The sequence below is a fragment of the Bradyrhizobium liaoningense genome (assembly GCF_018130785.1).
Taxonomy (GTDB): Bacteria; Pseudomonadota; Alphaproteobacteria; order Rhizobiales; family Xanthobacteraceae; genus Bradyrhizobium; species Bradyrhizobium liaoningense_A.
In genome coordinates this window covers 75,780-97,144 of the sequence record NZ_JAFCJT010000008.1, presented here as the reverse complement: position 1 = coordinate 97,144, position 21,365 = coordinate 75,780, and the positions used below count along the sequence as shown (strand labels likewise).

Annotated in this window: 21 protein-coding genes; 8 read left to right on the top strand and 13 right to left on the bottom strand. The window is 65.9% G+C overall.

Translation table 11 applies throughout. The annotated features are described in order from the left end of the window. Positions 1-253 precede the first annotated feature (253 nt). The 3 genes from JQ627_RS19040 to JQ627_RS19030 all read left to right on the top strand — a co-directional run bounded on the left by JQ627_RS19040 (position 254) and on the right by JQ627_RS19030 (position 2,080). Positions 254-628 (top strand): hypothetical protein, encoded by a 375-nt coding sequence (locus tag JQ627_RS19040; protein WP_212485686.1) that lies wholly within the window; start codon positions 254-256, stop codon positions 626-628. Positions 629-793: 165 nt separating this feature from the next. Beyond that, positions 794-1,114, top strand: a complete 321-nt coding sequence (locus JQ627_RS19035) for a hypothetical protein (RefSeq protein WP_212485685.1) — start codon at positions 794-796, stop codon at positions 1,112-1,114. After that, complete coding sequence (locus JQ627_RS19030) at positions 1,115-2,080, top strand: hypothetical protein (RefSeq protein WP_249143185.1); 966 nt, start codon at positions 1,115-1,117, stop codon at positions 2,078-2,080. 27 nt (positions 2,081-2,107) lie between these two features. On the opposite strand, the gene JQ627_RS19025 is transcribed toward JQ627_RS19030, so the two are convergent. Then, positions 2,108-2,896, bottom strand: a complete 789-nt coding sequence (locus JQ627_RS19025; protein WP_212485684.1) for a DUF4239 domain-containing protein — start codon at positions 2,894-2,896, stop codon at positions 2,108-2,110. A 476-nt stretch (positions 2,897-3,372) separates the two neighbouring features. Between JQ627_RS19025 and JQ627_RS19020 the strand changes: the two genes are divergently transcribed. Then, complete coding sequence (locus JQ627_RS19020) at positions 3,373-3,555, top strand: hypothetical protein (protein ID WP_212485683.1); 183 nt, start codon at positions 3,373-3,375, stop codon at positions 3,553-3,555. 118 nt (positions 3,556-3,673) lie between these two features. On the opposite strand, the gene radC is transcribed toward JQ627_RS19020, so the two are convergent. Together radC and JQ627_RS19010 are read right to left on the bottom strand one after the other, a co-directional pair. Further along, on the bottom strand, positions 3,674-4,387 hold the full coding sequence (radC, locus tag JQ627_RS19015; RefSeq protein WP_212485682.1) for a RadC family protein: 714 nt from the start codon (positions 4,385-4,387) through the stop codon (positions 3,674-3,676). A gap of 88 nt (positions 4,388-4,475) precedes the next feature. Continuing rightward, a complete protein-coding gene (locus tag JQ627_RS19010) occupies positions 4,476-5,417 on the bottom strand; it encodes a DMT family transporter (RefSeq protein ID WP_212485681.1) in 942 nt (313 codons plus the stop codon). A gap of 130 nt (positions 5,418-5,547) precedes the next feature. Here JQ627_RS19010 and JQ627_RS19005 point away from each other — a divergent pair, with 130 nt between their 5' ends. After that, complete coding sequence (locus JQ627_RS19005) at positions 5,548-6,144, top strand: Ada metal-binding domain-containing protein (RefSeq protein WP_212485680.1); 597 nt, start codon at positions 5,548-5,550, stop codon at positions 6,142-6,144. 14 nt (positions 6,145-6,158) lie between these two features. Here the strand turns inward: JQ627_RS19005 and map are convergent, their stop codons facing one another. After that, positions 6,159-6,977, bottom strand: a complete 819-nt coding sequence (gene map, locus JQ627_RS19000) for a type I methionyl aminopeptidase (protein WP_212485679.1) — start codon at positions 6,975-6,977, stop codon at positions 6,159-6,161. 107 nt (positions 6,978-7,084) lie between these two features. Beyond that, on the bottom strand, positions 7,085-8,395 hold the full coding sequence (locus JQ627_RS18995; RefSeq protein WP_212485678.1) for a mechanosensitive ion channel family protein: 1,311 nt from the start codon (positions 8,393-8,395) through the stop codon (positions 7,085-7,087). 215 nt (positions 8,396-8,610) lie between these two features. Here JQ627_RS18995 and JQ627_RS18990 point away from each other — a divergent pair, with 215 nt between their 5' ends. Next, the gene (locus JQ627_RS18990) at positions 8,611-10,404 is read left to right on the top strand and encodes a potassium/proton antiporter (protein WP_212485677.1); all 1,794 of its coding nucleotides are present in this window, start codon (positions 8,611-8,613) and stop codon (positions 10,402-10,404) included. 219 nt (positions 10,405-10,623) lie between these two features. Beyond that, positions 10,624-10,884 (top strand): PepSY domain-containing protein, encoded by a 261-nt coding sequence (locus JQ627_RS18985; RefSeq protein WP_212485676.1) that lies wholly within the window; start codon positions 10,624-10,626, stop codon positions 10,882-10,884. A 56-nt stretch (positions 10,885-10,940) separates the two neighbouring features. On the opposite strand, the gene modC is transcribed toward JQ627_RS18985, so the two are convergent. The 5 genes from modC to mepA all read right to left on the bottom strand — a co-directional run bounded on the left by modC (position 10,941) and on the right by mepA (position 15,004). Then, positions 10,941-11,603, bottom strand: a complete 663-nt coding sequence (gene modC, locus JQ627_RS18980) for a molybdenum ABC transporter ATP-binding protein (RefSeq protein WP_212485675.1) — start codon at positions 11,601-11,603, stop codon at positions 10,941-10,943. Positions 11,604-11,605: 2 nt separating this feature from the next. Next, the gene (gene modB / locus JQ627_RS18975) at positions 11,606-12,301 is read right to left on the bottom strand and encodes a molybdate ABC transporter permease subunit (RefSeq protein WP_212485674.1); all 696 of its coding nucleotides are present in this window, start codon (positions 12,299-12,301) and stop codon (positions 11,606-11,608) included. A 6-nt stretch (positions 12,302-12,307) separates the two neighbouring features. Beyond that, entirely contained in the window at positions 12,308-13,093 is a 786-nt protein-coding gene (modA, locus tag JQ627_RS18970; RefSeq protein WP_212485673.1) for a molybdate ABC transporter substrate-binding protein, read from the bottom strand. Between the two features lie 250 nt (positions 13,094-13,343). Then, positions 13,344-13,847, bottom strand: coding sequence for a hypothetical protein (locus tag JQ627_RS18965; RefSeq protein WP_212485672.1), 504 nt, complete (start codon positions 13,845-13,847; stop codon positions 13,344-13,346). A 212-nt stretch (positions 13,848-14,059) separates the two neighbouring features. After that, positions 14,060-15,004, bottom strand: a complete 945-nt coding sequence (mepA, locus tag JQ627_RS18960; RefSeq protein WP_212485671.1) for a penicillin-insensitive murein endopeptidase — start codon at positions 15,002-15,004, stop codon at positions 14,060-14,062. A gap of 469 nt (positions 15,005-15,473) precedes the next feature. Here mepA and JQ627_RS18955 point away from each other — a divergent pair, with 469 nt between their 5' ends. After that, entirely contained in the window at positions 15,474-17,633 is a 2,160-nt protein-coding gene (locus tag JQ627_RS18955; RefSeq protein WP_212485670.1) for an EAL domain-containing protein, read from the top strand. Between the two features lie 55 nt (positions 17,634-17,688). Here the strand turns inward: JQ627_RS18955 and JQ627_RS18950 are convergent, their stop codons facing one another. The 3 genes from JQ627_RS18950 to JQ627_RS18940 all read right to left on the bottom strand — a co-directional run bounded on the left by JQ627_RS18950 (position 17,689) and on the right by JQ627_RS18940 (position 21,357). Next, positions 17,689-18,849: an acyl-CoA dehydrogenase family protein gene (locus tag JQ627_RS18950; RefSeq protein ID WP_212485669.1), complete on the bottom strand. Its 1,161-nt coding sequence runs from the start codon at positions 18,847-18,849 to the stop codon at positions 17,689-17,691. A gap of 11 nt (positions 18,850-18,860) precedes the next feature. Then, positions 18,861-20,081, bottom strand: coding sequence for an MFS transporter (locus JQ627_RS18945; RefSeq protein ID WP_212485668.1), 1,221 nt, complete (start codon positions 20,079-20,081; stop codon positions 18,861-18,863). 160 nt (positions 20,082-20,241) lie between these two features. Further along, a complete protein-coding gene (locus JQ627_RS18940) occupies positions 20,242-21,357 on the bottom strand; it encodes a winged helix-turn-helix domain-containing protein (protein WP_212485667.1) in 1,116 nt (371 codons plus the stop codon). Between the last annotated feature and the right edge of the window lie 8 nt (positions 21,358-21,365).

The following is a 21,365-nucleotide window of genomic DNA, read 5'->3' as shown; positions in this document are numbered from 1 at the left end:
ATGAATTATCGAAATTTCGTGCAAGTCAGATATGGACCAGGCGCCGTGATCAGGGTGTGACTCCAGCGTGACCTCCCGCAAATGTGGCAGGTTGCCAGCCCGGCGCATGTGAAATGGCTTACAGCTTGGGCGGGAAAATGTGCCGCAGGACCGGATCGAGCCCGGGGCTTCGCCGTCAGCGCGACTGTCAGTGAGGGAACCGGCGTGGTCGGCCGTCCGTTAGTGCTTGAGACGGTTCGGCAAGGAGTTCTGCATGGCCAAGCGCGTCCTCGCGATCGGCATCGAACCCGGCAATGCGGACTACAGCGCATTTCCGCAGCTCACGCCGGAGCTCGTGCGCGATTATATCGAAGCGCAATTGCTGCGGCTGCGCGATCTCGGCTATGAGGTCACGAGCTGCCTGATCGATCTCGACGCGACCGCGGAAGCCGGCGTCACGGCGGCGCTGCACGACGAGAGCTTCGACTGCATCGTGATCGGCGCGGGCCTGCGCGAGCCGAAAGAGCGGCTGCTGCTGTTCGAGAAGGTGATCAACCTCGTCCATCGCCTGGCGCCCAATGCCGCGATCTGCTTCAACACCACGCCGGCCGACACGGCCGAGGCCGTGGGGCGCTGGATCGGTCCCTGACGTCCGATCGGCCGGCCCGTGCATCGCACGCGGCATGGTTTGAGCCGTCTTCGCGCTGCGCCTCCGACGCCATCGCGTCGCGCCGCGAGTCGCGGCGCCGGCTATTTGTCTGGTCCGAATCCGCTTCCGGCGCTATGACTGGCCTCATCACAGGGGAGAGCGCGCATGCTTCGAGGTCTTCGCATTGGAAGTTTTGGAATCGCGGCATGTCTGACGGTTGCGATGGCGATGCCGGCGCATGAGGCTGCAGCCCAGGATGCCATCGGCGGCGCGATCATCGGCGGTGTCGGCGGGGCAATCCTCGGCGGCGCGCTCGGCGGAGGCCGCGGCGCCGCAATCGGCGCTGTCGTCGGCGCCGGCACGGGCGCTGCGATCGCTTCCGAGGGCGAGCGCCGCCGCTCCGGTTACTACGCCTATCAGCGCGGCTGCTACATGCAGCGTCCCGACGGCTATTACGTCCGGGTCGACCACCGCTATTGCTATTGATTGATCAGCCGCCGGCGATCACGGCATCGACGGCGGCGGGCGGATTGGGCGAGGAGGGGTGAGGTTCGGCCGGCGAGCCGCCATCCCGAGCTGGTGGATCGCATGAGTATCCGATCTTGCATAGGCCGGTGGTTGATCGCCGCGATCGCGGCCGGCGATCTCGTCGGAGCCGGGGCTGCCCGCGCACAACAGATTCCAGCCGACGAAGCCGCGTTTACGGCTTTCGTGGCGGAGCGCTTTCGCGCCGAGATTCGTGACACCCCGGTCGTGATCAAGGGACCGCTGACGCTGTCGATCGGCCCTCTGCAAGCCAACCTCGATCGCATCTACGCTGTCTGCAAGACCAACACGAACGCCTGCGCCAGGGAGATCGGCAGCTATATCAGCGGCGTCAAGGCGACGACGAGCAGTCGAAACGATCCCCCGACCCGAGCAGCCCTTCGCGTGGTCGTGCGCACGGCCGAATACATGCGACAGGCGCTTCGGGAGGTCGACGCGCGCGGCCCGGCGCTGACGCGGCCCCTGGCGGAGGGGCTGGTGATCGTCCCGGTGCTGGATTCACCGCGGGCGCTCAGGGTCTTCAATGACCGGGATCGTGCCGCGCTCGGCTTGACGCAGGACCAGGTCTTCGACATCGCCATCGCCAATCTGCGCAGCAGCGTGAAGCCGATCGCGACCGCCGCAAAAGCGGTCCCATCAGGACAATTCGGTACCCTGACGGGAGACTATTATCAGACCAGCCGGCTTGCGTTGATCGACAGCTGGGCCCCGCTCGCACAAGCCCAGGGCGGTGTCCTGATCGTCGCGGCGCCGTCGACTGATGTCATGCTTTATTCAGGCGATGACAGCAGCACCGGGCTCGACGCGCTGCGGACGCTCGCCAGGAACGTCATGGCTCGCGCGCCAAAACCGCTTTCCGGTAGTTTGCTCCGCTGGACGCCGAAGGGCTGGCAGTCCGTTCGGTGAGATGCCGTCGCCGGGCAGAAGCGCGGCTCAACCCTTGACGGTCGCCTCCGGCATGATCTGGAGCAGCGGCTCCGGCTGGATCGAAATCTGGCCGGCGAACGGCCGGTCGTGCGCGGCGATCAGCAGGACCGAGGTGGCGACGCCGGTGGCGAACAGGCCCATCGCGATCGCCGATCCCAGCCGGTTGTCGCAGTGAACGAGGCCGATCACCAGCAGGGCGCAGGCGGCCTGGAGATACAGGCACCACCATTTGACGGGATTGACCGCGGCGAGGCTGACGATGATCCGCTGCCGCCGCGCGTCCAGCGCCTGTTCCAGCGCGGCGATGAGCTCGCGCTGCACATTCGCCTGCCCCGGGCCCTGCGGCGTCATGGCGACGACGAACTGCAAGGCTTCCGCGAGCGCCGGCGGCGTGACCTTCAGCGAGGCCTCCTGATGCGCCATCATCGGCCATTCCACTGCGACGGCCTGCCCGACATAGTCGCGCACCAGGCCGCGCAGCTTCGTCTCCTGCTCCGCGGGCAGGCCGGCGGCCAGCAGCACCGCGCTGCGCAGCGCACTGGCCTCGCGGCTCACCGCCGCGCTGGCACGGTCGCTGTCGCCCCAGACCTGCGCGGCGGTGAAGGCGACGAACAGGCCGAAGATGATGCCGAGCACCGGCAGCATGCCCGGCGAGATCGCCTTCAGCGACTTCGCGCGCTCCTGCGTCGCAGCCCTCGCGATGCCTGCGAAGATGGCCGCGGCGAGCAAATAGGTGAATCCGAAGATCACCAGCGCCATCACGGGCACCGGCAGATTGTGCAGCCAGTCGCTCATTCTGCCGTTGTCACTTGATTCGAGCCCTGGATCAACCGCATCCGCGCAGGCCGGCGTGGCCGCTCGTGCCGACGACGAACCACGATACAGCCCGGAATTGTCGTCATTTGAGCTGCGCGCAACAATTAGCACGGCGCGGCCGCGGCGCGATCAAGGGAGGCGGAATGAGGACCCTTCGAGAATTTCTCGCTCCGGCCTACGGCTGGTTTACCGAGGGCTTCGACACCCGTGACCTGAGTGGAGCAAAGGCGTTGTTGGAGGAGTTCGCGACGCCGTAAGTGGAAATGGCGCCCGCTTGCTCATTTCGGCCGCCACCGCGTAACAAGTGAGATGAACTCCAGAACGCCACTGCCGCGCCACCAAATCGCCTCACGACTCAACGACGCATGTTGCATCGGGCCGGGGCGATGCGCATGGGTGGTGTAGTGATGCGCAATTGGTCCAATGTTTATATGACTGCGTCCGTGAGCGGGCTGATGGTCACGATGCTTTTGCTTGGCGCGATCCTCGCTCGAAATGTCGGACTGGCGGAGAAGAATGGCAACCGGGTCATCGCTGTGCCAGCGCACAGCGAGGCCCGCACCCAGACGACTTCTGAGAACGGTGGCGGCGCCACGGTAGATTTTGGTGTCGCGGACCTTAGAGGGTCGCTGCCGTAAGGAAGTGATCATCGGCCCGCCCTGCCGAGCCCGCTGAGAGACCGTTCGGCTGGCCAGTCATCTTGCCTAGCCGAGGCGATCGGTAAGGTCCGCTTTAGCCCCCACGAGGGGACGTCGTTTAGATCAGCTTCAGTCCCTTCAGACTGGCGTGACCTTGTTTGCCGACGATGATGTGGTCGTGCACGGCGATGCCCAGCGGCTTGGCGATGTCGATGATCGCCTTGGTCATCTGGATGTCGGCCTGAGATGGCGAGGGATCGCCTGAGGGGTGGTTGTGCACCAGGATCAGCGCGGTTGCCGACAGCTCCAGCGCGCGCTTGATGACCTCGCGCGGATAGACCGGGGTGTGGTCGACCGTGCCGGTCTGCTGCACCTCGTCGGCGATCAGCTGGTTGCGCTTGTCGAGGAAGAGCAGGCGGAATTGCTCCTTGTCGGCAAAGGCCATGCTGGAGCGGCAATAGTCGATCACCTCGTTCCAGGACGACAGCGCGTTGCGGCTGTTGACCTCGCCCTTGGCGACGCGATGCGTTGCCGCGGCGATCAGCTTGAGCTGATGGATCGCGGATTCCCCGATGCCCTCGACGTCGCGCAGCCGCGCGACCGGCGCGTGCACGACCTCGGCGAACGATCCGAAAATCCTGATCAGCGCCTTCGCCAGCGGTTTGGTGTCGCGCCGGGGCAGCGCCGGAAACAGCGCCATCTCCAGCAGCTCGTAGTCGCTCAGCGCGTCGGCGCCGGCGCTGTAGAAGCGCTCGCGCAGCCGCTCGCGATGGCCGAGATAGTGCGGCGCGTCCTCGGGCTTGCTCTTGTCGTGGTCGGTCTTGGCGGGCATCGGCGGCCAGCATTGCCGGGGACCTGCGCTTTTGCAACCGTCAATTGCAGCACGGCGCGCTGGTCTCGGCACCAGACCTTGGTGACAATCAGCCCGCCGGCCTCCTGGCAGTCTGCCCTGGCGGGGGCATCGTAACGGCAACGACGCCGGCGAGAATGAGCACCATTCCTGCGACAATCGACCAGGTGAAGCGCTCGCCGAGCAGTGCGGTGCCGAGCGCCACCGCAAATCCCGCGCGCAGGTAGCTTCCACTCGTGGTCCCAAGCGGGCCGAGCGTGCGGATCAGGCGGAAATAGATCACCATGGCAAGCGCCGTACAGACGACCGCGAGGCCGAGGACCGCCGCGACCGCCTCTGCCGTTGGCGCCAGCGTCCATGGCCGCTCGACGATGGCTGCCGCCGGGAGCATGAGGACCGCAGCGCAACCCATCGCCCCGGCTGCCGTGACGATCGCCGGAAGTTCCGAGAACCGCTGCCCCCATATCGGTGCGAGCGCGTAGCAGAGGCTTGCACCGAGCACGGCCGCTTGTGCCAGCGGCTCCGTCGAGCCGATTCCGGAGAGCGCATCGATGCCCATCGTCATGGCCACGCCGGCAAGCCCAAGCGCGACGCCGATGATCTTCCGGCTGCTGATCGCCTGCCGTCCGCGCCCGGTCGTCAGCGCGATCGCGAGCACGAACATCGGCGGGGTCGCATTGAGCACGCCGGCGAGGCCGCTTGCGATATGCATCTCGCCCCAACTGATCAGGGTGAACGGCAGCGCGCTTTGCAGCAGCCCTTGCACGAGGAAGGCCGTCCACATCGATCCTCGACCGGGAAGAGCATGCCCCTGAGCGCGGGCGATCACGGTCAGGAGAATGGCCGCGATCGTCACGCGTGCGGCGACCATCGTGAATGGCGGTATCGTTGGGATCGCGACCTTGATCAGCGTGAACGAGCTGCCCCAGATCAGTGAGAGAAGCAGCAGGAGCCCGATCTCGAACGCGAGGGGCGTTTGCCCCGACCTTGTTTGTTGCGCCTGTGTGCTCATGCATTTGCTCCGGTATGTGTCGGCACCATGATCCGGAGCGGTGGCGCAGGCTGGCTGAATTCGGACCTCATCGCCCGATCGAGTCCGATTTCAGCTACTCGGCGAGCCGCGTTGAAACTATGATTTCGTCATGGCGACAGGCTCGGCGCATCGGCAGACGCTGCCACCGCATCTCGATTGGGAGACCTGCGATCGGGCGCGGCTGGCGCGCGCCCGTGCCTTCGACGGCCTGTTCTTCTCCGGCGTTCGTTCGACGCGCATCTATTGCCGGCCGGTCTGTCCGGTTCGCCCCGCGCGCTCCGAGAACGTCGCCTTTTATGCGACCGCCGCGGCCGCCGAGCGCGCCGGCTTTCGCCCGTGCCTGCGCTGCCGGCCGGAAACCGCGCCGGGGTCGCCCGCCTGGATGGGAACGGCCACCACCGTTGCGCGTGGGATGCGCTTGATCAATGACGGATTCCTGGATCGCGCGTCGGGAGTGGATCTCGCAGGAGCCCTGGGAGTCGGGCCGCGCCATCTGCTCCGCCTGTTCATGCGCCACGCCGGTGCGAGCCCGAGCGAGATCGCCGCGACCCGCCGTGTGCAGGAAGCCAAGCGTCTGATCGACCAGACCGAGATGACATTGGCGGAGATCGCCTTTGCCGCGGGCTTCGGCAGCGTTCGCAGGTTCAATGACGCATTTGCCGCGACCTACAAGCGACCGCCATCGTCATTCCGCCGCCGACGGTAGCCGATCGGCCGGGATCACCCGATCTGCTTCTCGCCGTGTCTTTCCGACAGCGTGAAGATCTCGACGCCCGTGGCGGTGACGCCGACGGAGTGTTCGAACTGCGCCGACAGCGAGCGGTCGCGGGTCACCGCGGTCCAGCCGTCGGAGAGGATCTTCACATGCGGCTTGCCGAGATTGATCATCGGCTCGATGGTGAAGAACATGCCGGGCTTGAGCTGCACGCCTTCGCCGGGCCGGCCGATATGGATGATGTTCGGCTCGTCGTGGAACATGCGCCCGAGGCCATGGCCGCAGAAATCGCGCACCACGCTCATGCCTTGTGGTTCCACAAAGCTCTGGATGGCGTGGCCGATGTCGCCGGTGGTGGCGCCGGGCTTCACCGCGGCGATGCCGCGCATCATCGCCTCATACGTCACCTCGATCAGCCGCTCGGCCTTGCGCGCGATCGGGCCGACCGCATACATCCGGCTGGAATCGCCGTACCAGCCGTCGACGATGAAGGTGACGTCGATGTTGACGATGTCGCCTTCCTTCAGCGGGCGGTCGCCGGGCATGCCGTGGCAGACCACGTGGTTGAGCGAGGTGCAGGTCGAGTAGCGGTAGCCGCGATACATCAGCGTCGCCGGATAGGCGCCGTGGCTGAAGGCGAAGTCGCGGACGAATTGGTCGATGCGGTCGGTCGGCACGCCGGGCCCGACGATGTCGGTGAGCTCGTCGAGGCACTTCGCCACCAGCGCGCCCGCCTTGCGCATGCCGGCAAACGCACCCGGCCCATGCAGCTTGATCTGTCCGGTCTTGCGCAGGGAGGTATCGGAGGCTTCGACGTAGCTCATGCGGGGCTGGTCTCGATGTCGGCGGAAGGGCTTGATTTCAGGGCCATAATCTAATGATCGCGGGCCTTCATGCAAGCCGGGCGTGCCTCTTGCGCCCGAAACAGGGCCTAATTCGGGACTTCTACGGTGGTTTCCACCGGCAGGGCGCCGCCCCGGACGCGGATCTCGCGGACGGGATAGGGAACCCGGATGCCCTCGTGCTTGAAGGCCTCCCACAGCGCCAGCATCACGTCGCTCTTGACGCCATCCATGCCGTCTGGGTCCGCGATCCAGAAGGTCAGCGAGAACTTCATCCCGGCTTCCGCGAACTCGGTCAGGATGCTGTTCGGCGGCTTGCCTTTCTGCGCGCGGGGATGGGCGGCCGCGGTCTCCGCGGCGAGCTTGCAGACCAGCCGCGGATCGGCGTCGTAATTGGTGCCGAAGGCGATCTTCACCAGCGTGTTCTTGTCGGTATAGGTCCAGTTGACGACCTTCTGCGTCACCAGGTCCTCGTTCGGCACCAGGAATTCGCGGCCGTCGCCGGCGGCGACGGAAATATAGCGCGTCTTCATCGCACTGATGCGCCCGGTATTGTCGCCGATGGTGACGAGGTCGCCCGGCTTCACCGACTTGTCCGCGAGCAGGATGATGCCCGAGATGAAGTTGGCGACGATCTTCTGGAGGCCGATACCGATGCCGACGCCGACCGCGCCGGAGAACACCGCGAGCGCCGAGAGATCGATGCCGACCGCGCCGAGCGCAATGACGATTGCGATGGCAAGCAGCCCGATGCGGATGATCTTGACCAGCAGCACCTGCACCGACGGCGTCAGATCGGTGGTCGAATTGATCCGGCTCTCGGCGAAATTGCTGGCAATGTTTGTGGCCCAGAGCGCGATGAGCAGAAGCGCACCGGCCTTGATCACCAGGAGCGGCGTCAGCCTGAGGCCACCGAGCACGATCGCGAAGGAATCGAGCAGATCGACCGTCGCATCAAGCTGGCCGATGATGGACAGCGCCGCGACAAACCACGCCGTGATCGACACCAGCTTGACGATGAAGGCGTTGCGTAGCACCGAGGTCACGAGCCGGATCGCGAGCCAGGCCAGCCCCAGCTTGGCGGCGACCATCAGCAGATAGCTCCGGCTCGGCCAGGTCGCGTGGTACATCACCACGCGGGAGATGATCACCAGCAGGGTGAACACTGCCGTGGAGGCGCTGGAGACCATCACCCGGGCGAAGTGCCGGAGCGGCAGCGGCCAGCGCATCGCCAGCGACGTCATGTCGATGCGGTTGCGAACCCCGGCTTCCGCGGCATAGGCGATGCCGGCCGCGGCCAGGATGAGGCCGAATTGCAGGTAGAACCAGGGTGAGGAGATTTCCGCCCCGACGCTGCGCGCGGTGGTCTGCACGAACTCCATGAAGTCTTTGAGGTCCATCGGGCCAGTCTCGTCGGGAAGCGGGTGGGACGATTTGATTCGGGAGAGCCGCAGAATCCCACAAGGGGATCAGCCCTGCCATCGATACACCGGCCCGCGATGCGCGTTAAGGCCGCAAAATACAGGCAGATTGCCGCGAGTGGGAGAAAATGGGTTGGCGTGGGAGTCTGCCGACGATAAGGATGCAATTCCAGCGATTTGTACCCGGAAGGTGGATGGCTTCCCTCGACTCTGTCAGCCTCGCCATATTGCTCGGCGCCGTCCTCGTCATGGCCGGTATCCTGTCGAGCCTGCTTGCTCTGCGCTTCGGCGCGCCCCTGCTGCTCGTCTTCCTTGCCATCGGCATGCTCGCGGGAGATTCCGGCCCCGGGCAGCTTCAGTTCGACGACGTCCGCACCACCTATCTGGTCGGCTCGGTAGCGCTCGCCCTGATCCTGTTCGACGGCGGCCTGAAGACGCGCTTTGCCAGCATCCGCACCGTGCTCGCGCCGTCCGTCGTGCTCGCCACCGTCGGCGTGCTTCTGACCGCGCTGATCACGGCGCCGTTCGCCAAATACGCGCTCGACCTCAACTGGACGGAGTCGCTGCTGGTCGGTGCCGTCGTGGCCTCGACCGACGCCGCCGCGGTGTTCCTGCTGGTGCACACCCAGGGCCTGCGCCTGCGTCCGCGCGTCGGCGCGACGCTGGAGGCCGAATCCGGCACCAACGATCCCTTCGCGATCTTTCTCACCTTGATGCTGGTCGAGTACATCTCGCTGGGATCGAGCTCGGCCGGCCATGTGGTGATGGAGTTCATCCAGGAGGCGGTGCTGGGTGCCGCCGTCGGCGTGGTCGGGGGACGTCTCGTCGTCGTCGCGCTCAACCAGGTTGCGCTGCCGCAGGGCCTGCATGCACCGTTCGTGACCACGGGCGCGCTCGTGATCTTCGGCGGTTCGCAGATCATGCACGCCTCCGGATTCCTCGCGGTCTATCTCGCCGGCATCATCATCGGCAACCGCCCGACCCGCGCGCATAATTCCGTGGTGGCGTTCCTGGATGCCGCGACTTGGCTGGCGCAGATCGTGATGTTCGTGCTGCTGGGCCTGCTGGTTTCGCCGAGCCGGCTCGGCGCGAGCGCGTTGCCGGCGGTCGCCGTCGCATTCGTCCTGATGCTGGTCGCGCGGCCGGTCGCGGTGTTCGTGTGCCTGGCGCCGTTCCGCTTCAACTGGCGCGAGAAGATCTTCATCGCCTGGACCGGCCTGCGCGGCGCGGTCGCGATCTTCCTGGCGTCGATCCCGATGCTGGTGGGCCTGTCGAAGGCCTATCTCTATTTCGACGTCGCCTTCGTCGTCGTCATCATCTCGCTCCTGTTGCAAGGCTGGACGCTGGCGCCTGCCGCGCGCAGGTTGCACGTGGCGCTGCCCCGCGCCGAGCGTGGTCCGCGCCGCGTCGAGCTGGATCTGCCCGGCCAGCTCGAGCAGCAGCTCGTCGGCTATCCGGTGCGGCCCAAGAGCCTGTATTTCCGCCGCGGCCTGATCCCGTCCTGGTCCAAGCCGACGCTGGTCATCCGCAACGAGAACATTTTGACACCGACCGAAGCCGATCCGATCGCGCCCGGCGACTACATCTATCTGCTGGCCCCGCCGGAAAAGGCCGAGGCGCTCGACCGCTTCTTCGTCGACATGCAGCCGAGCACGGCGCCGGATCCGCATCTGCTCGGCGACTTCATGGTCTCCGGCGAGCACACGCTGGCCGAGCTTGCCGAGATCTACGGCGTGAAGGTCGGCGAGGATGACCGCAGGCTGACCCTTGCCGACTATTTCGACGTCCACCTCGATCGTGCGCCGAAGGAGGGTGCCGAGCTGCCGCTGGACGAGATCGTGCTGGTCGCGCGCAGCATCTCCGGCGGCCGCGTCAACGTCGTCGGCCTCCGCCTGCCGGAAGAAGACGAGACGCCCGCGCCGCTGACGCGCCGGCAAGCGCTGCGGCGCAAGCTCGCGGATTTGTGGACGTCGGTGGCGGGGGTTTAGGCGCCGCGCTCTCCGTTTTCACTTTGGCGGAACGGAGCCCGCCACACACTCCGCCCAGACTCTGCTCCGACGGGGTGGCGCTGTTCGCACAAAACTGCCACCAAATCGCCGCAACCGCCGAAGAGCTGCGCAGCTTCGTGACTCCCGGTTCCGGAACACTCCGCGATGCTGCTCGTTCTTAGCGGGCGTAACCGTCAACGCATCTGACAGGAGCAACCCATGCGAAAATTCATCTTGCCGGCCATTGTCGCGATCGGTCTGGCATCGGCGGCGCCGGCGATGGCTTATGACAGCGGCGACCAGCTCTCGATGCAGGCCGCGCTGGATGTCGCGACCGATATCGGCGTCATGACCGTCTCGCACACCGAGTTCGCGGGCGATGAATGGCAGATCGAAGGCCGCGACCGCGCCGGCCGCTGGATGGAGGTCGACGTCGATGCCCGTACAGGTGAAGTGCGGAACGTCGATCGCGGCTGGTAAGCTACAGCCGTTTTGCGAAGCGAGGCGGACCGTCGAAAACGGCGATCCGCCTCGACCTAAGTCAGCACCTTCACCCCGCCGAACGACGTCACGCGGCCCTGCTTCAGCATCACGATCTGCGTCGCGAGCTGGCGCAGTTCGGCGACATCGTGGCTGACATAGACCATGGGGACATTGGCCTCGTCGCGCAGCCGCACCAGGTAGGGCAGGATTTCGAGCTTGCGGCCCTCGTCGAGCGCGCCGAGCGGTTCGTCGAGCAGCAGCAGGCGCGGCTTCGACAGCAGAGCGCGGCCGAGCGCGACGCGCTGGCGCTCGCCGCCGGAGAGCTTTCCGGGGCGGCGGTCGAGCAGGGCGCCGATGTCGAGCAGGTCGATGATGCGCTTGTGCTGCGCCGGATCAGGCGCGAGGCTGTTCATGCGCCGCCCATAGTCGAGATTTTGCGCGACGTTGAGATGCGGAAACAGCCGCGCGTCCTGGAACACATAGCCGATGCGGCGGCGATAGGTCGGCACATGGATGCCGGCGGCGGTGTCGTCCACGGTCTCGCCGTCGATCACGATGGTGCCGCGGTCGGGCCGCAACAGGCCTGCGATCATGTTGACCAGCGAGCTCTTGCCGGCACCGGATGCGCCGAACAGGCCGATGACGCGGCCTTCGCTGGTGAAGGTTGCGGAAAGCGAGAACTCGCCGAGCTGTTTTTCGATGTCGACCCGCAGCATGGTCAGTTCCCGTGCAGGCGCTGCGTGGCGCGGCGGGCGAACCATTCGGCGGCAATCAGTGCGCCCATTGCCAGCACGATCGAGATGATCACGAGTCGTCCCGCGGCCGCGTCGCCATCGGGGGTCTGGATCAGCGAATAGATCGCCGAGGAAATGGTCTGCGTTTCCCCGGGAATGTTGGAGACGAAGGTGATGGTCGCGCCGAATTCGCCGATCGCCTTGGCGAAGCCGAGCACCATGCCGGCGAGCACGCCCGGCAGCGCCAGCGGCAGCGTCACCGTGAAAAAGACTTTCCAGGGCGCCGCGCCCAGCGTCTCCGCGGCCTGTTCGAGCCGGCGGTCGATTGCCTCGATCGACAGCCGCATCGGGCGCACCAGCAGCGGAAACGACATCACGCCGCATGCGAGCGCAGCGCCGGTCCAGCGGAACGCGAAGACGATGCCGAGGTATTCGGCCAGGAAGCCGCCGACGAGTCCCTTGCGACCCAAGGTGAGGAGCAGGAGATAGCCGGTGACGACAGGCGGCAGCACCAGCGGCAGATGCACGACGGCGTCGAGCACCGACTTGCCCCAAAAGTCTTTGCGCGCGAGCAGCCATGCCAGCGCAATGCCGAATGGCGTCGCGACCAGCGTGGCGATGACGGCGACCCTGAGCGAGAGCAGGATCGCCGTCCATTCGGCGGGAGAGAGCTCGAGCACGAAAAATCAGGTTGTCGGGCTAACCAGGAACTTGAAGCCGTATTTTTCAAGAATGGTCTTGGCTGCGGTCGAGCGCAGGAAGGCGAGATAGTCGTTGGTCTCGGCCTTCGCGGTGGTGGTCGCGGCGACGGGATAGATGATCGCGGGATGCGAATCCGCCGGGAAGGTGCCGACGACCTTCACGCCGGGCTCGACCTTGGCGTCGGTCGAATAGACGATGCCGAGATTGGCCTCGCCGCGGGCGACCAGCGTCAGCGCGGCGCGCACGCTCTCGGCCATGGCGAATTTCGGCTCGGCCGCCTGCCAGGCGCCCAGCTTCTCCAGCGCCGCCTTGGCGTATTTGCCGACCGGCACCGACTTGACGTCGCCGGTCGCGATCTTGCCGTCGCCGGCGAGCTTGGCGAGGTCAAAGCCTTGCGCGATGGTGACGTTGTCGATCTTGGAATCCTTCGGTGCGATCAGCACGATGCTGTTGCCGAGCAGATTGACGCGGGTCGGCTCGTTGATGGTCTTCTTCGAGATCGCGTAGTCCATCCAGTCGGTATCGGCGGAGACGAACACGTCGGCCGGCGCGCCCTGCTCGATCTGCTTGGCGAGCACCGAGCTCGCGGCATAGCTGACGCTGAACTTGACGCCGGTCTTGGCGGTGTAGGCGGCATCGACCTCGTCGAGCGCGTTCTTCATCGAGGCGGCGGCGAACACGGTGATGGTCTTGTCCTCGGCGACGGCGGGCGAGAGGCTCGCGCCCGCGAGGATCACGAAGGCGGTGAAAAGTCCGGCAATACGAATCATGGATGCGCTCCGTGCGAGCTCGCGCGAGCAAATGCACGCGCAAATCTGGCGTTGGGTTGAGTCAGGTCGCGACGGGCGGAAGCGCTGTTCCACGTGTCCCCGCAACGGCTTACGGCCGGCGGGGGTATCGCAGCTGCGAAGATAGCAGGCCGCGGCCCAAGGTCAAAGGCGACCGTTTGTCTAACGCATGATCCGGAAAAGTGTGTAGCGGTTTTCCGAAAAGATCATGCGCAAACAATAACATCCAGCTTTATTGTGCCGGCAGGATCGCGATCGACAGCGAATTGTCCTTGGCGCCGCTGACCTGGACCACGAAAGGCTGCGCCGACAGCTCGTATTTCATGGTCTTGCGGATGCCGTCGCAATCGGTCGCGCCGCTGAAGGCCACGGGCTTGAGGAAATGCCCGTCCTGGACCACGTCCACCCAGGCCCCCGAGGAGAGGCTGACCGTGTAGAGACCCGCCTTCGGCGACTTGATGCTGGTGAAGCCGGCAAAGGTGCCATCCTTCGGCGCCCGCTCCGGCGGCGTCGGCAGCTTTGCATCCGCGGGCGCGACCAGTCCCAGCGTGATGGCCGACGCGGGCAGCGCGGCCTGCTCGGCCCCCGAAGCAAGCTTGGCACGGTCCGGCGCGGTCAGCGCTGCGCGCTCGCGCTCGATCGGCCATTTGAACTTGTCGCAACCGCTGGGTTCTTCCGCGGCGAAAGCGGAGGTCGCACTGAGCGAGAGCACGGCAAGGAGAGCGAGGACGCGCATGTCAAATCTCATCGTTGGCCACGCGAGGGCGCGCGGCTTGCGGTCAGGTTTGTTGAAGGACAGGATGCGCATCCCGGAATGCCGCGGGCTTACGGCCGAGCGGCGAAGCGATCCTAGCGCATTTGGGCGGCGCGAACCAACCAACTAGTTCGTCATCCCGGGGCGCGCTTCGCGCCCCGGGACGAAAGCGGTGAATCAGGCCGCAGCGTACGCTACGGCTTCGCATCCGCTGCGTGCAGCACGACTTTGCAAGCCGCCGGCATCTGCGCCAGCGTCATCGGCGGCTTTGGCTTCGGCGGCTCCGGCGGGGGCTTCGGATGCAGCACGGCGTCGCTGAACCAGTAGGCGAGGTCGGACGGCTGGCAGCCTTCGTCCTCGGATTGCGACGACTGGCCCTCGCATTCGCGCGAGCCCGCCGGGCAGCGCATGCGGATGTGGAAGTGATAGTCGTGGCCCCACCACGGCCGGATCTTCCACAGCCATGAGCGGTCGCCCTTGGCCTCGCGGCACAGCGCCTTCTTGATCGCGGCATTGACGAAGATGCGCTGCACGGCCGGCTCCTGCGCCGCGTCGCGCAGCGCGAGCACGTGGGCAGGCGTGAACACCTTGGGGTCGATGTCGAGCCGGTCCTGACGCACCATCATCACCGCCGACATGTCCTCGCGTTCGTCGCGCGACAAACGACGGTCCGGCATCGGTGTCAGCCAGATGTCGGCATCCAGGCCGATTTGATGGCTGGCATGGCCCGACAGTGCCGGCCCGCCGCGCGGCTGGCCGATGTCGCCAACCAGAATGCCCGGCCATCCCGCGTCCTTGTGCGCCCTGGCTGCGAGCCGCTTGATCAGCGCGATCATGTCGGGATGACCGTAATTGCGGTTACGCGACAGCCGCATCACCTGCCAATTGTCGCCGTTGAGCGGCATCTGCATGGCGCCGCCGATGCAGCCCTTGGAGTAGGAGCCGATGACATGAGCCGGTCCCTTCGACGGCAGAAGTTTTCGTGCGAACAGCTCCTTGGCACCGATGCTGGGATCGTTTGGATTGGCGAGCGGCGGCAGCGGTTTTGGGTTGACGCTGCCCTTGTCCTGGGCCAGCGCGGCGCCGGCGGTCAGGAACGTCATGACAAGCAGGAGAGGGGCGAGGCGGCGGGGACTCATGCAGTCACCCTTATAACCCAACGCGGCGTCAGGGTTAAGAAACAGTCCCTTCGTCCAAAATATTGTCCGAAAGTCGCAGTTCCCTGCGCGCGGCCGGCCGATTTTTAACGACGCGATAACCCTCTCGTGCATTGACCAAAATTCGTGCGTGGGAGGCGTATTCACTCCCCGCTGCATGCATTCGCGCGCGCTCGCGGAAATGATTCAAGGCAGCGCGCAATTTTGCGCCATCGCGTTCTCCGATGACGACGATGTGATGGGCTTGGCGCGCCCGGCGACGCTGCCGCGCCTCGCAAACGGGCAATGAGGGCTGCTTTCTTGCGGCCACCAGACCATGCGTCCGACCGTCAGACCACCCAAGATTACTTTTTTTTCAGACACTTGCCCCAAAACTTGCGGTCACTGGGCGCGACTGGGACGTATGGAATTGAGTTTGGGGTCTCGAAAAACAACGAAGCGAAAGGGACGCGTGCTCGCCCGGGCCGGCCGACAGCCGCGCAAGCCGCGCTTCGCGCGCGCGCCTCGACCCGTTTGCGAACGCGACGAACTCCAGCGCAGCCGCGCCGAGGCGGAGGCCGCGATTGCCGAGGCCCGCAAATCCCATGAGCGCCTGCGCCAGGCCATCGACATCCTGCCGCAGGGCATCGTGATCCTCGACCCTGAAGGCCGCTACGTCCTCTGGAACAAGCAATATTCCGAAATCTACAGCAAGACCGCCGATCTGTTCGCGGAAGGCGCGCGCCTCGAAGACACGCTGCGCATCGGCGTTGCCCGTGGCGACTATCCGGAAGCCGCCGGCCACGAGGACGAGTGGATCGCCGAGCGGCTGAAGAAGCTGCACGAGCCCGGCAAGCGCCACGAGCAGACGCTGTCGGACGGCCGGGTCATCCTGATCGACGAGCGGTTGACCGACGACGGCGGCGTGGTCGGCCTGCGCGTCGACATCACCGAGTTGAAGCAGCGCGAGGCCTCGTTCCGCCTGCTGTTCGACGGCAACCCCGTCCCCATGATCGTCTGCGCGCTCGACGACGAGCGCATCCTCGCCGTCAACGATGCCGCGATTGCCCATTACGGCTATAGCCGCGCCGAGTTCGAGAAGCTGAAGATCCGCTCCTTGCAGGCTTTCGACAGCGAGCCGCCCTGGACCACCGATCGGTCCAGCGAGGAGCAGGCCGCGCGCACCTGGAAGCACGTCAAGGCCGACGGCGCGCTGATCGACCTTGCGATCTATTCGCGCGAACTGACCTATGCCGATCGGCCCGCGATGCTGCTCGCGCTGATGGACATCACCGAACGCAAGCGCGCCGAGGCGCGGCTCGCCTTCATGGCCCAGCATGACGGGCTGACCGGCCTGCCGAACCGCAACCTGCTGCGCCAGCAGGTGGACGAGATGCTGCTGCATATGCGGCGCAGCTCCGACAAGGTCGCGCTGCTGATGCTGGGGCTCGACAATTTCAAGGCGGTCAACGATACGCTGGGACACGCGGTCGGCGACAAGCTGTTGCGCGGCGTCGCCAAGCGGCTGCGCTCCACCTTGCGCGAGGAAGACGCACTGGCGCGGCTCAACTCCGACGAGTTCGCCATCGTCCAGAGCGGGCTGACGCGTCCCGAAGGCGCCGTGATGCTGGCGAAACGCCTGCTCGAAGCCATCGCCGATCCCTATCTGCTCGACGGCCATTCGGTGGTGATCGGTGCCTCCATCGGCATCGCGATGGCGCCCGGCGACGGCGACGATTCCGAAAAACTGCTCAAGAACGCCGACATGGCGCTATCGCGGGCCAAGGCGGACGCGCGCGGCACCTTCGCGTTCTTCGAGGCCGCGCTCGATGCCAAGGCGCAGAGCCGGCGCAAGATCGAGGTCGAGCTGCGCGACGCGATCCAGAACGACGTGCTGCGCCCCTATTACCAGCCGCTGATCGACCTCCAGAGCGGCCGCATCACCGGCTTCGAGGCGCTGATGCGCTGGCCGCATGCCGAGCGCGGCATGGTCTCGCCCGCCGAGTTCATTCCGGTTGCGGAAGAAACCGGGCTGATCAATCCGCTCGGCGGCCTGATGCTGCGCCGGGCGTGCCTGGATGCCGCGACCTGGCCCGACGACGTCCGCGTCGCCGTCAATCTGTCGCCGCTCCAGTTCCGCAGCGGCAATCTGCTCTCGGTGGTCACGGACGCGCTGAAACATTCCGGCCTGGCGGCGCGGCGGCTCGAGCTCGAGATCACCGAGACGCTGCTGCTCGAAAAGAGCACGCAGGTGCTTGCGACGCTGCATGCGCTGCGCGCGCTCGGCGTCCGCATCTCGATGGATGATTTCGGCACCGGCTATTCCAGCCTCAGCTATTTGCGCAGCTTCCCGTTCGACAAGATCAAGATCGACCAGTCCTTCGTGCGCGATCTCGGCGCCAATCGCGAGGCGCAGGCGATCATCCGCTCCATCGTCAGCCTCGGCAAAGGCTTGGGTGTCACCATCACCGCCGAGGGCGTCGAGACCGAGGCCGAGCTGAGCTGCCTCCGCACCGAAGGCTGCGACGAAGGCCAGGGCTTTCTGTTCAGCAAGGCCCGGCCGAATGCCGAGATCATCAGCTTGCTGAAGGCGCAGCGGGGTATTGACGGCGACACCGCGCTGGTGGCCTGAAGCGGCGCTTCACCTCTCCCCGCGAAGGGCGTGGCGTGCAGCGTCGTTGCGGCTGTCACTCCGTATTGACCTCCGACAAGATCGTCTTCCCGACATCTTCGTAATGTGTGTCCCGCGCCTGGATCTGCTGCGCGATGGCGTGCATGTCACGAAACCGCCGCTCGAACGGATTGCTGCGGAATACTGCGGTCGCGCCGGCCATGTGATAGGCGGCGTCGACCACCTTGGCTGACTGGTGGATGGTCCAGGTCGCGGCGAGGCGAACAGCGCTGCGATGCGCCGCGCTGAACGCGCCGGTCGCGCTGAGATCGCGCCACATCGCATTGGCCGTCGCATAGAGATAGGCGCGCGCAGCGCGCAAGTCGCCCTCTGTGCGGCCGATCAGGCCCTGGACCGCCTGGTTATTGCGCATCGCGCTGGCCGCCAGCGACTGGTGCTTTGCGCGCGACAAAGCGATCGCGGCATCCAGCGTGGCGCGCGCCACGCCCAGCGAGACCGCAGCAAAGCCGAGGCTGAAGGTCGAGCCGGTGCCGATCTTGTAGAGTGCACCCGTCTCGCGCAGCGCGGACGGCACGTCCCGGAACGCCGTGAAGCGCTCGGGGATGAAGAGGTCATTGACTTCATACGAGTCCGTGCCGGTGCCGGCGAGCCCGATCGCCTGCCAGACGTCATGCAGCACGGCGCTCGCGACCGGAAACAGGATGGTGCGCACCTCGGGCGAGCCGTCGGCATTTTTCCGCGGTGTCCCGTCGGCAGTGACGATGCGGACATGCGCCCCCAGCCAGCTTGCCTGCCGCGAGCCCGAGGCAAAATCCCAGCGCGCCGTGACGCGATAGCCGCCCTCGACCGCGCGCGCCTCATGCGCGATCGCGCCCCAGGCGAGGATACCGGGCTGTGTGTTGAAGATCTCGTGCGCGGTGTCGGGATCGAGCGAGGCCGCGATCATGGCGCAGACGCTGCACTGGCCGAGGCACCAGGCGGTCGAGGCATCCGCCTTCGCGATCTCCTCCTGCATCTGCATGAAGATCTCGATGGGGACCTCTGCGCCGCCGAGGCTCTGCGGCAGCAGCGCGCGGTAGAGCCCGTTCTCGATCAATGCATCGACGACGGCCGGTGTCAGCCGCCGCGTCCGCTCGATCTCGTCCGCTTCACGCGCAATCAGCGGCGCGATGGCGCGGGTGCGTTCAACGAGATCGAAGCCCAGCGGCCTGTTCATGCGTTGCCTCGTCAGGCCGCGGCGCGGCCGAGGTCGAGCTGTTGTTTGTGTCTGGTCGGGAAGCTCAGCGCCACCGCGACGGCGGCGAGCCCGATCGCGAAGGAGCCGGCGTGCAGCCATGTGTAGCGTTGGAAATTGTCAAACACGAGCCCGCCGGCCCAGGGCCCGAGCGCCATGCCGAGGCTGGCAAAGGCCGACACGGCGCCGAACACGGTGCCCATGATGCGCGCGCCGAAGAATTCGCGGACCAGCACCGCATAGAGCGGCATCACGCCGCCATAGGCGAGACCGAACACGACCGAGAGCGCGTAGAATTCGCCGAGCTGGGCCACTGCGAGATAGGTCGCGATGCACATCGCCTGCACGAACAGACCGCCGACCAGCACGGGCTTTGCGCCGATGCGATCGGCCGCCGCGCCCAGCAGCAGGCGCCCGCCGAGCCCGGAGACGCCTGCGACGCTGTAGACCGTGACCGCCGTCAGCGGGGCGATGCCGCAGACCATCGCATAGGACACCATGTGGAAGATCGGACCGGAATGCGCCGCGCAGCAGGCGAAATGTGCAGCCGCGAGCGCGATGAATTGCGGCGTGCGCAGCGCCTGCGCCGCGGTCAGCTCGATCTCGGGCGCGGCGTCGGTGCTTGCCGGGCCAGCCGCCTGCGGCGCCGGCCGCACCAGGAAGCAGGCCGGGATCAGCAGCGCCCATGCGGCAATGCCGATCACCAGCATCGCGGTGCGCCAGTCATAGGCTGTGATCAGCCAGCTTGCGGTCGGTGCGATCGTCACCGGCGACACGCCCATGCCGGCAGAGACCAGCGCCACCGCGAGGCTGCGATTCTTTTCGATCCAGGCGCTCGCGAGCGCCATCATCGGCGCGTAGAAGCTGCCCGCAGCGACGCCGATCAGTACGCCGAAGAAAAGCTGAAATTGCCACAGGCTGGTCGCCTGGCTCGCGGTGACGAGACCGAGGCCCAGCAGCAGGCTTCCGGCGAGGACCACGATGCGCGTGCCGAACCGGTCCGACAGCGTGCCCCAGAAGAACGCGGCAACGCCCATGCAGAGGAAATCCAGCGTCGCCGCCGCCGACACGCCGGCACGCGACCAGCCCATCGCGTCCGAGATCGGCTGCAAAAACACCGCAAGCGACAGCATGGTGCCGAAGCCGACACAGGTCATCAGCGCCCCCGCGGCGACAACGACCCAGCCATAGTCGAATCCTGACGGCTTGCTCATGCGTTTCCTCTGCGCTTTTGGTCTTGTTGATGGTGCGCGCGGGGATGGTGGCCCATCTGTCGGCGGAGGGCAAGGTCACGCGCAATGCGCTGGTACAGAGCTCGTTACCTTGCCGCTGCCTTGATGATCGGCGCTCGCCATGGGCCGCCGTAACGTCGACTTAGGATGTGTCTTGTGCCGCAGTTTCGCTGCCCCCGCGTGCCCGTTCCATTTGCCCGGGCCACCCGTAAGCCGAGATCAGGCTCATGTAGGCCTCAAAATCCGTGCCGGTCATATTGAGGGAGCGGCTGCACTGTTGAAGGGCTTCTTCGTATTGGCGGAGGTGCAAATGTGCGACGCAGAGAAGCCGCGCTGCGATGGTATCCTGCAAGACGGCCAGGTTTGCGAGGTCGCCGTCGAACCGATCCGACCAGATGTCGCGGGCGGTCTGAAGATCGGTCAGAGATACGTTGACCCGCACCAGGTCTCCGTTGCGTCTCACCGCGCCTCGCACGGCCCAGCGGATGCGGAGATCCGTCCCGAGCTGCTGCAAATCGATCGCCTTCTTCTTGTAGGTAAAGGCGGTGTCGCGTCCAATAACGCGCGTGGCGGGCGTTCGCGCGAGATCGGTGGTCAAGCCTGTCGAGATCAAGTCGGCAAAGGATTCCTGCGCCGGACCGTCGTTGAGGCTGGTGAAGGGCAGCACGACGAGCGAGAGGCGAGGCGCGATCTCGGGCGTGATTGTCGGCTGTCCCTGGATATTTTGAGCTTCCGGTTTTGCGTGGGCACGGACCGTCTTCCAGGCATTCCAGTATCCGGCAACGCCGCCGGCAATTGCGCCGATGGCGGCGACCGACGCCAGCACGCTACCGACGAGCTTCAAACGACCTTTGAGGTCCTCCAGCCGGCCGGCTGATCGCCGTTCGCCAACAGCGGTTGCAGAGGCAACCGGGACTGTAGCCACAGCCGTGGGTTCTGGTCGTCGATCCTCATCGTGCACAGCGCCGACGAAACGAAAGCCCTTGCGTGGAAATGTCTTGATGAGACGTTGTTGCTGACCGGAGTCACCGATCGCGCGCCGGACGGCGTTCAGCCGGGTCGTCAGCGCCGCATCGGATACGATCCGGCCATTCCAAATCGCGTTGACGAGATCGTCCTTGCTGACGACGCGATCCCTGCTGCGGATCAGATGTTCGAGCAGATCGAGAACCTGGGGTGTCGTGGGCACCACATCGAGCCCGCGCCGCAATTCGCGCCGCTCGGTGTCCAACGCACAGTCCTCGAAGAAATAGCGCATGGCACCAT

Excerpts from the sequence above, each read along its gene's own strand:
- JQ627_RS19025 (WP_212485684.1), bottom strand. The coding sequence starts at position 2,896 with ATGAGCGACTGGCTGCACAATCTGCCGGTGCCCGTGATGGCGCTGGTG.
- JQ627_RS18985 (WP_212485676.1), top strand. The coding sequence starts at position 10,624 with ATGCGAAAATTCATCTTGCCGGCCATTGTCGCGATCGGTCTGGCATCG.
- JQ627_RS18965 (WP_212485672.1), bottom strand. The coding sequence starts at position 13,847 with ATGCGCGTCCTCGCTCTCCTTGCCGTGCTCTCGCTCAGTGCGACCTCC.
- JQ627_RS19020 (WP_212485683.1), top strand. The coding sequence starts at position 3,373 with ATGGTCACGATGCTTTTGCTTGGCGCGATCCTCGCTCGAAATGTCGGA.
- JQ627_RS18945 (WP_212485668.1), bottom strand. The coding sequence starts at position 20,081 with ATGAGCAAGCCGTCAGGATTCGACTATGGCTGGGTCGTTGTCGCCGCG.
- JQ627_RS19010 (WP_212485681.1), bottom strand. The coding sequence starts at position 5,417 with ATGAGCACACAGGCGCAACAAACAAGGTCGGGGCAAACGCCCCTCGCG.
- JQ627_RS18950 (WP_212485669.1), bottom strand. The coding sequence starts at position 18,849 with ATGAACAGGCCGCTGGGCTTCGATCTCGTTGAACGCACCCGCGCCATC.
- JQ627_RS19040 (WP_212485686.1), top strand. The coding sequence starts at position 254 with ATGGCCAAGCGCGTCCTCGCGATCGGCATCGAACCCGGCAATGCGGAC.
- JQ627_RS18940 (WP_212485667.1), bottom strand. The coding sequence starts at position 21,357 with ATGCGCTATTTCTTCGAGGACTGTGCGTTGGACACCGAGCGGCGCGAA.
- mepA (WP_212485671.1), bottom strand. The coding sequence starts at position 15,004 with ATGAGTCCCCGCCGCCTCGCCCCTCTCCTGCTTGTCATGACGTTCCTG.
- modC (WP_212485675.1), bottom strand. The coding sequence starts at position 11,603 with ATGCTGCGGGTCGACATCGAAAAACAGCTCGGCGAGTTCTCGCTTTCC.
- JQ627_RS19005 (WP_212485680.1), top strand. The coding sequence starts at position 5,548 with ATGGCGACAGGCTCGGCGCATCGGCAGACGCTGCCACCGCATCTCGAT.
- modA (WP_212485673.1), bottom strand. The coding sequence starts at position 13,093 with ATGATTCGTATTGCCGGACTTTTCACCGCCTTCGTGATCCTCGCGGGC.
- map (WP_212485679.1), bottom strand. The coding sequence starts at position 6,977 with ATGAGCTACGTCGAAGCCTCCGATACCTCCCTGCGCAAGACCGGACAG.
- JQ627_RS18990 (WP_212485677.1), top strand. The coding sequence starts at position 8,611 with ATGGCTTCCCTCGACTCTGTCAGCCTCGCCATATTGCTCGGCGCCGTC.
- JQ627_RS18995 (WP_212485678.1), bottom strand. The coding sequence starts at position 8,395 with ATGGACCTCAAAGACTTCATGGAGTTCGTGCAGACCACCGCGCGCAGC.
- radC (WP_212485682.1), bottom strand. The coding sequence starts at position 4,387 with ATGCCCGCCAAGACCGACCACGACAAGAGCAAGCCCGAGGACGCGCCG.
- JQ627_RS19035 (WP_212485685.1), top strand. The coding sequence starts at position 794 with ATGCTTCGAGGTCTTCGCATTGGAAGTTTTGGAATCGCGGCATGTCTG.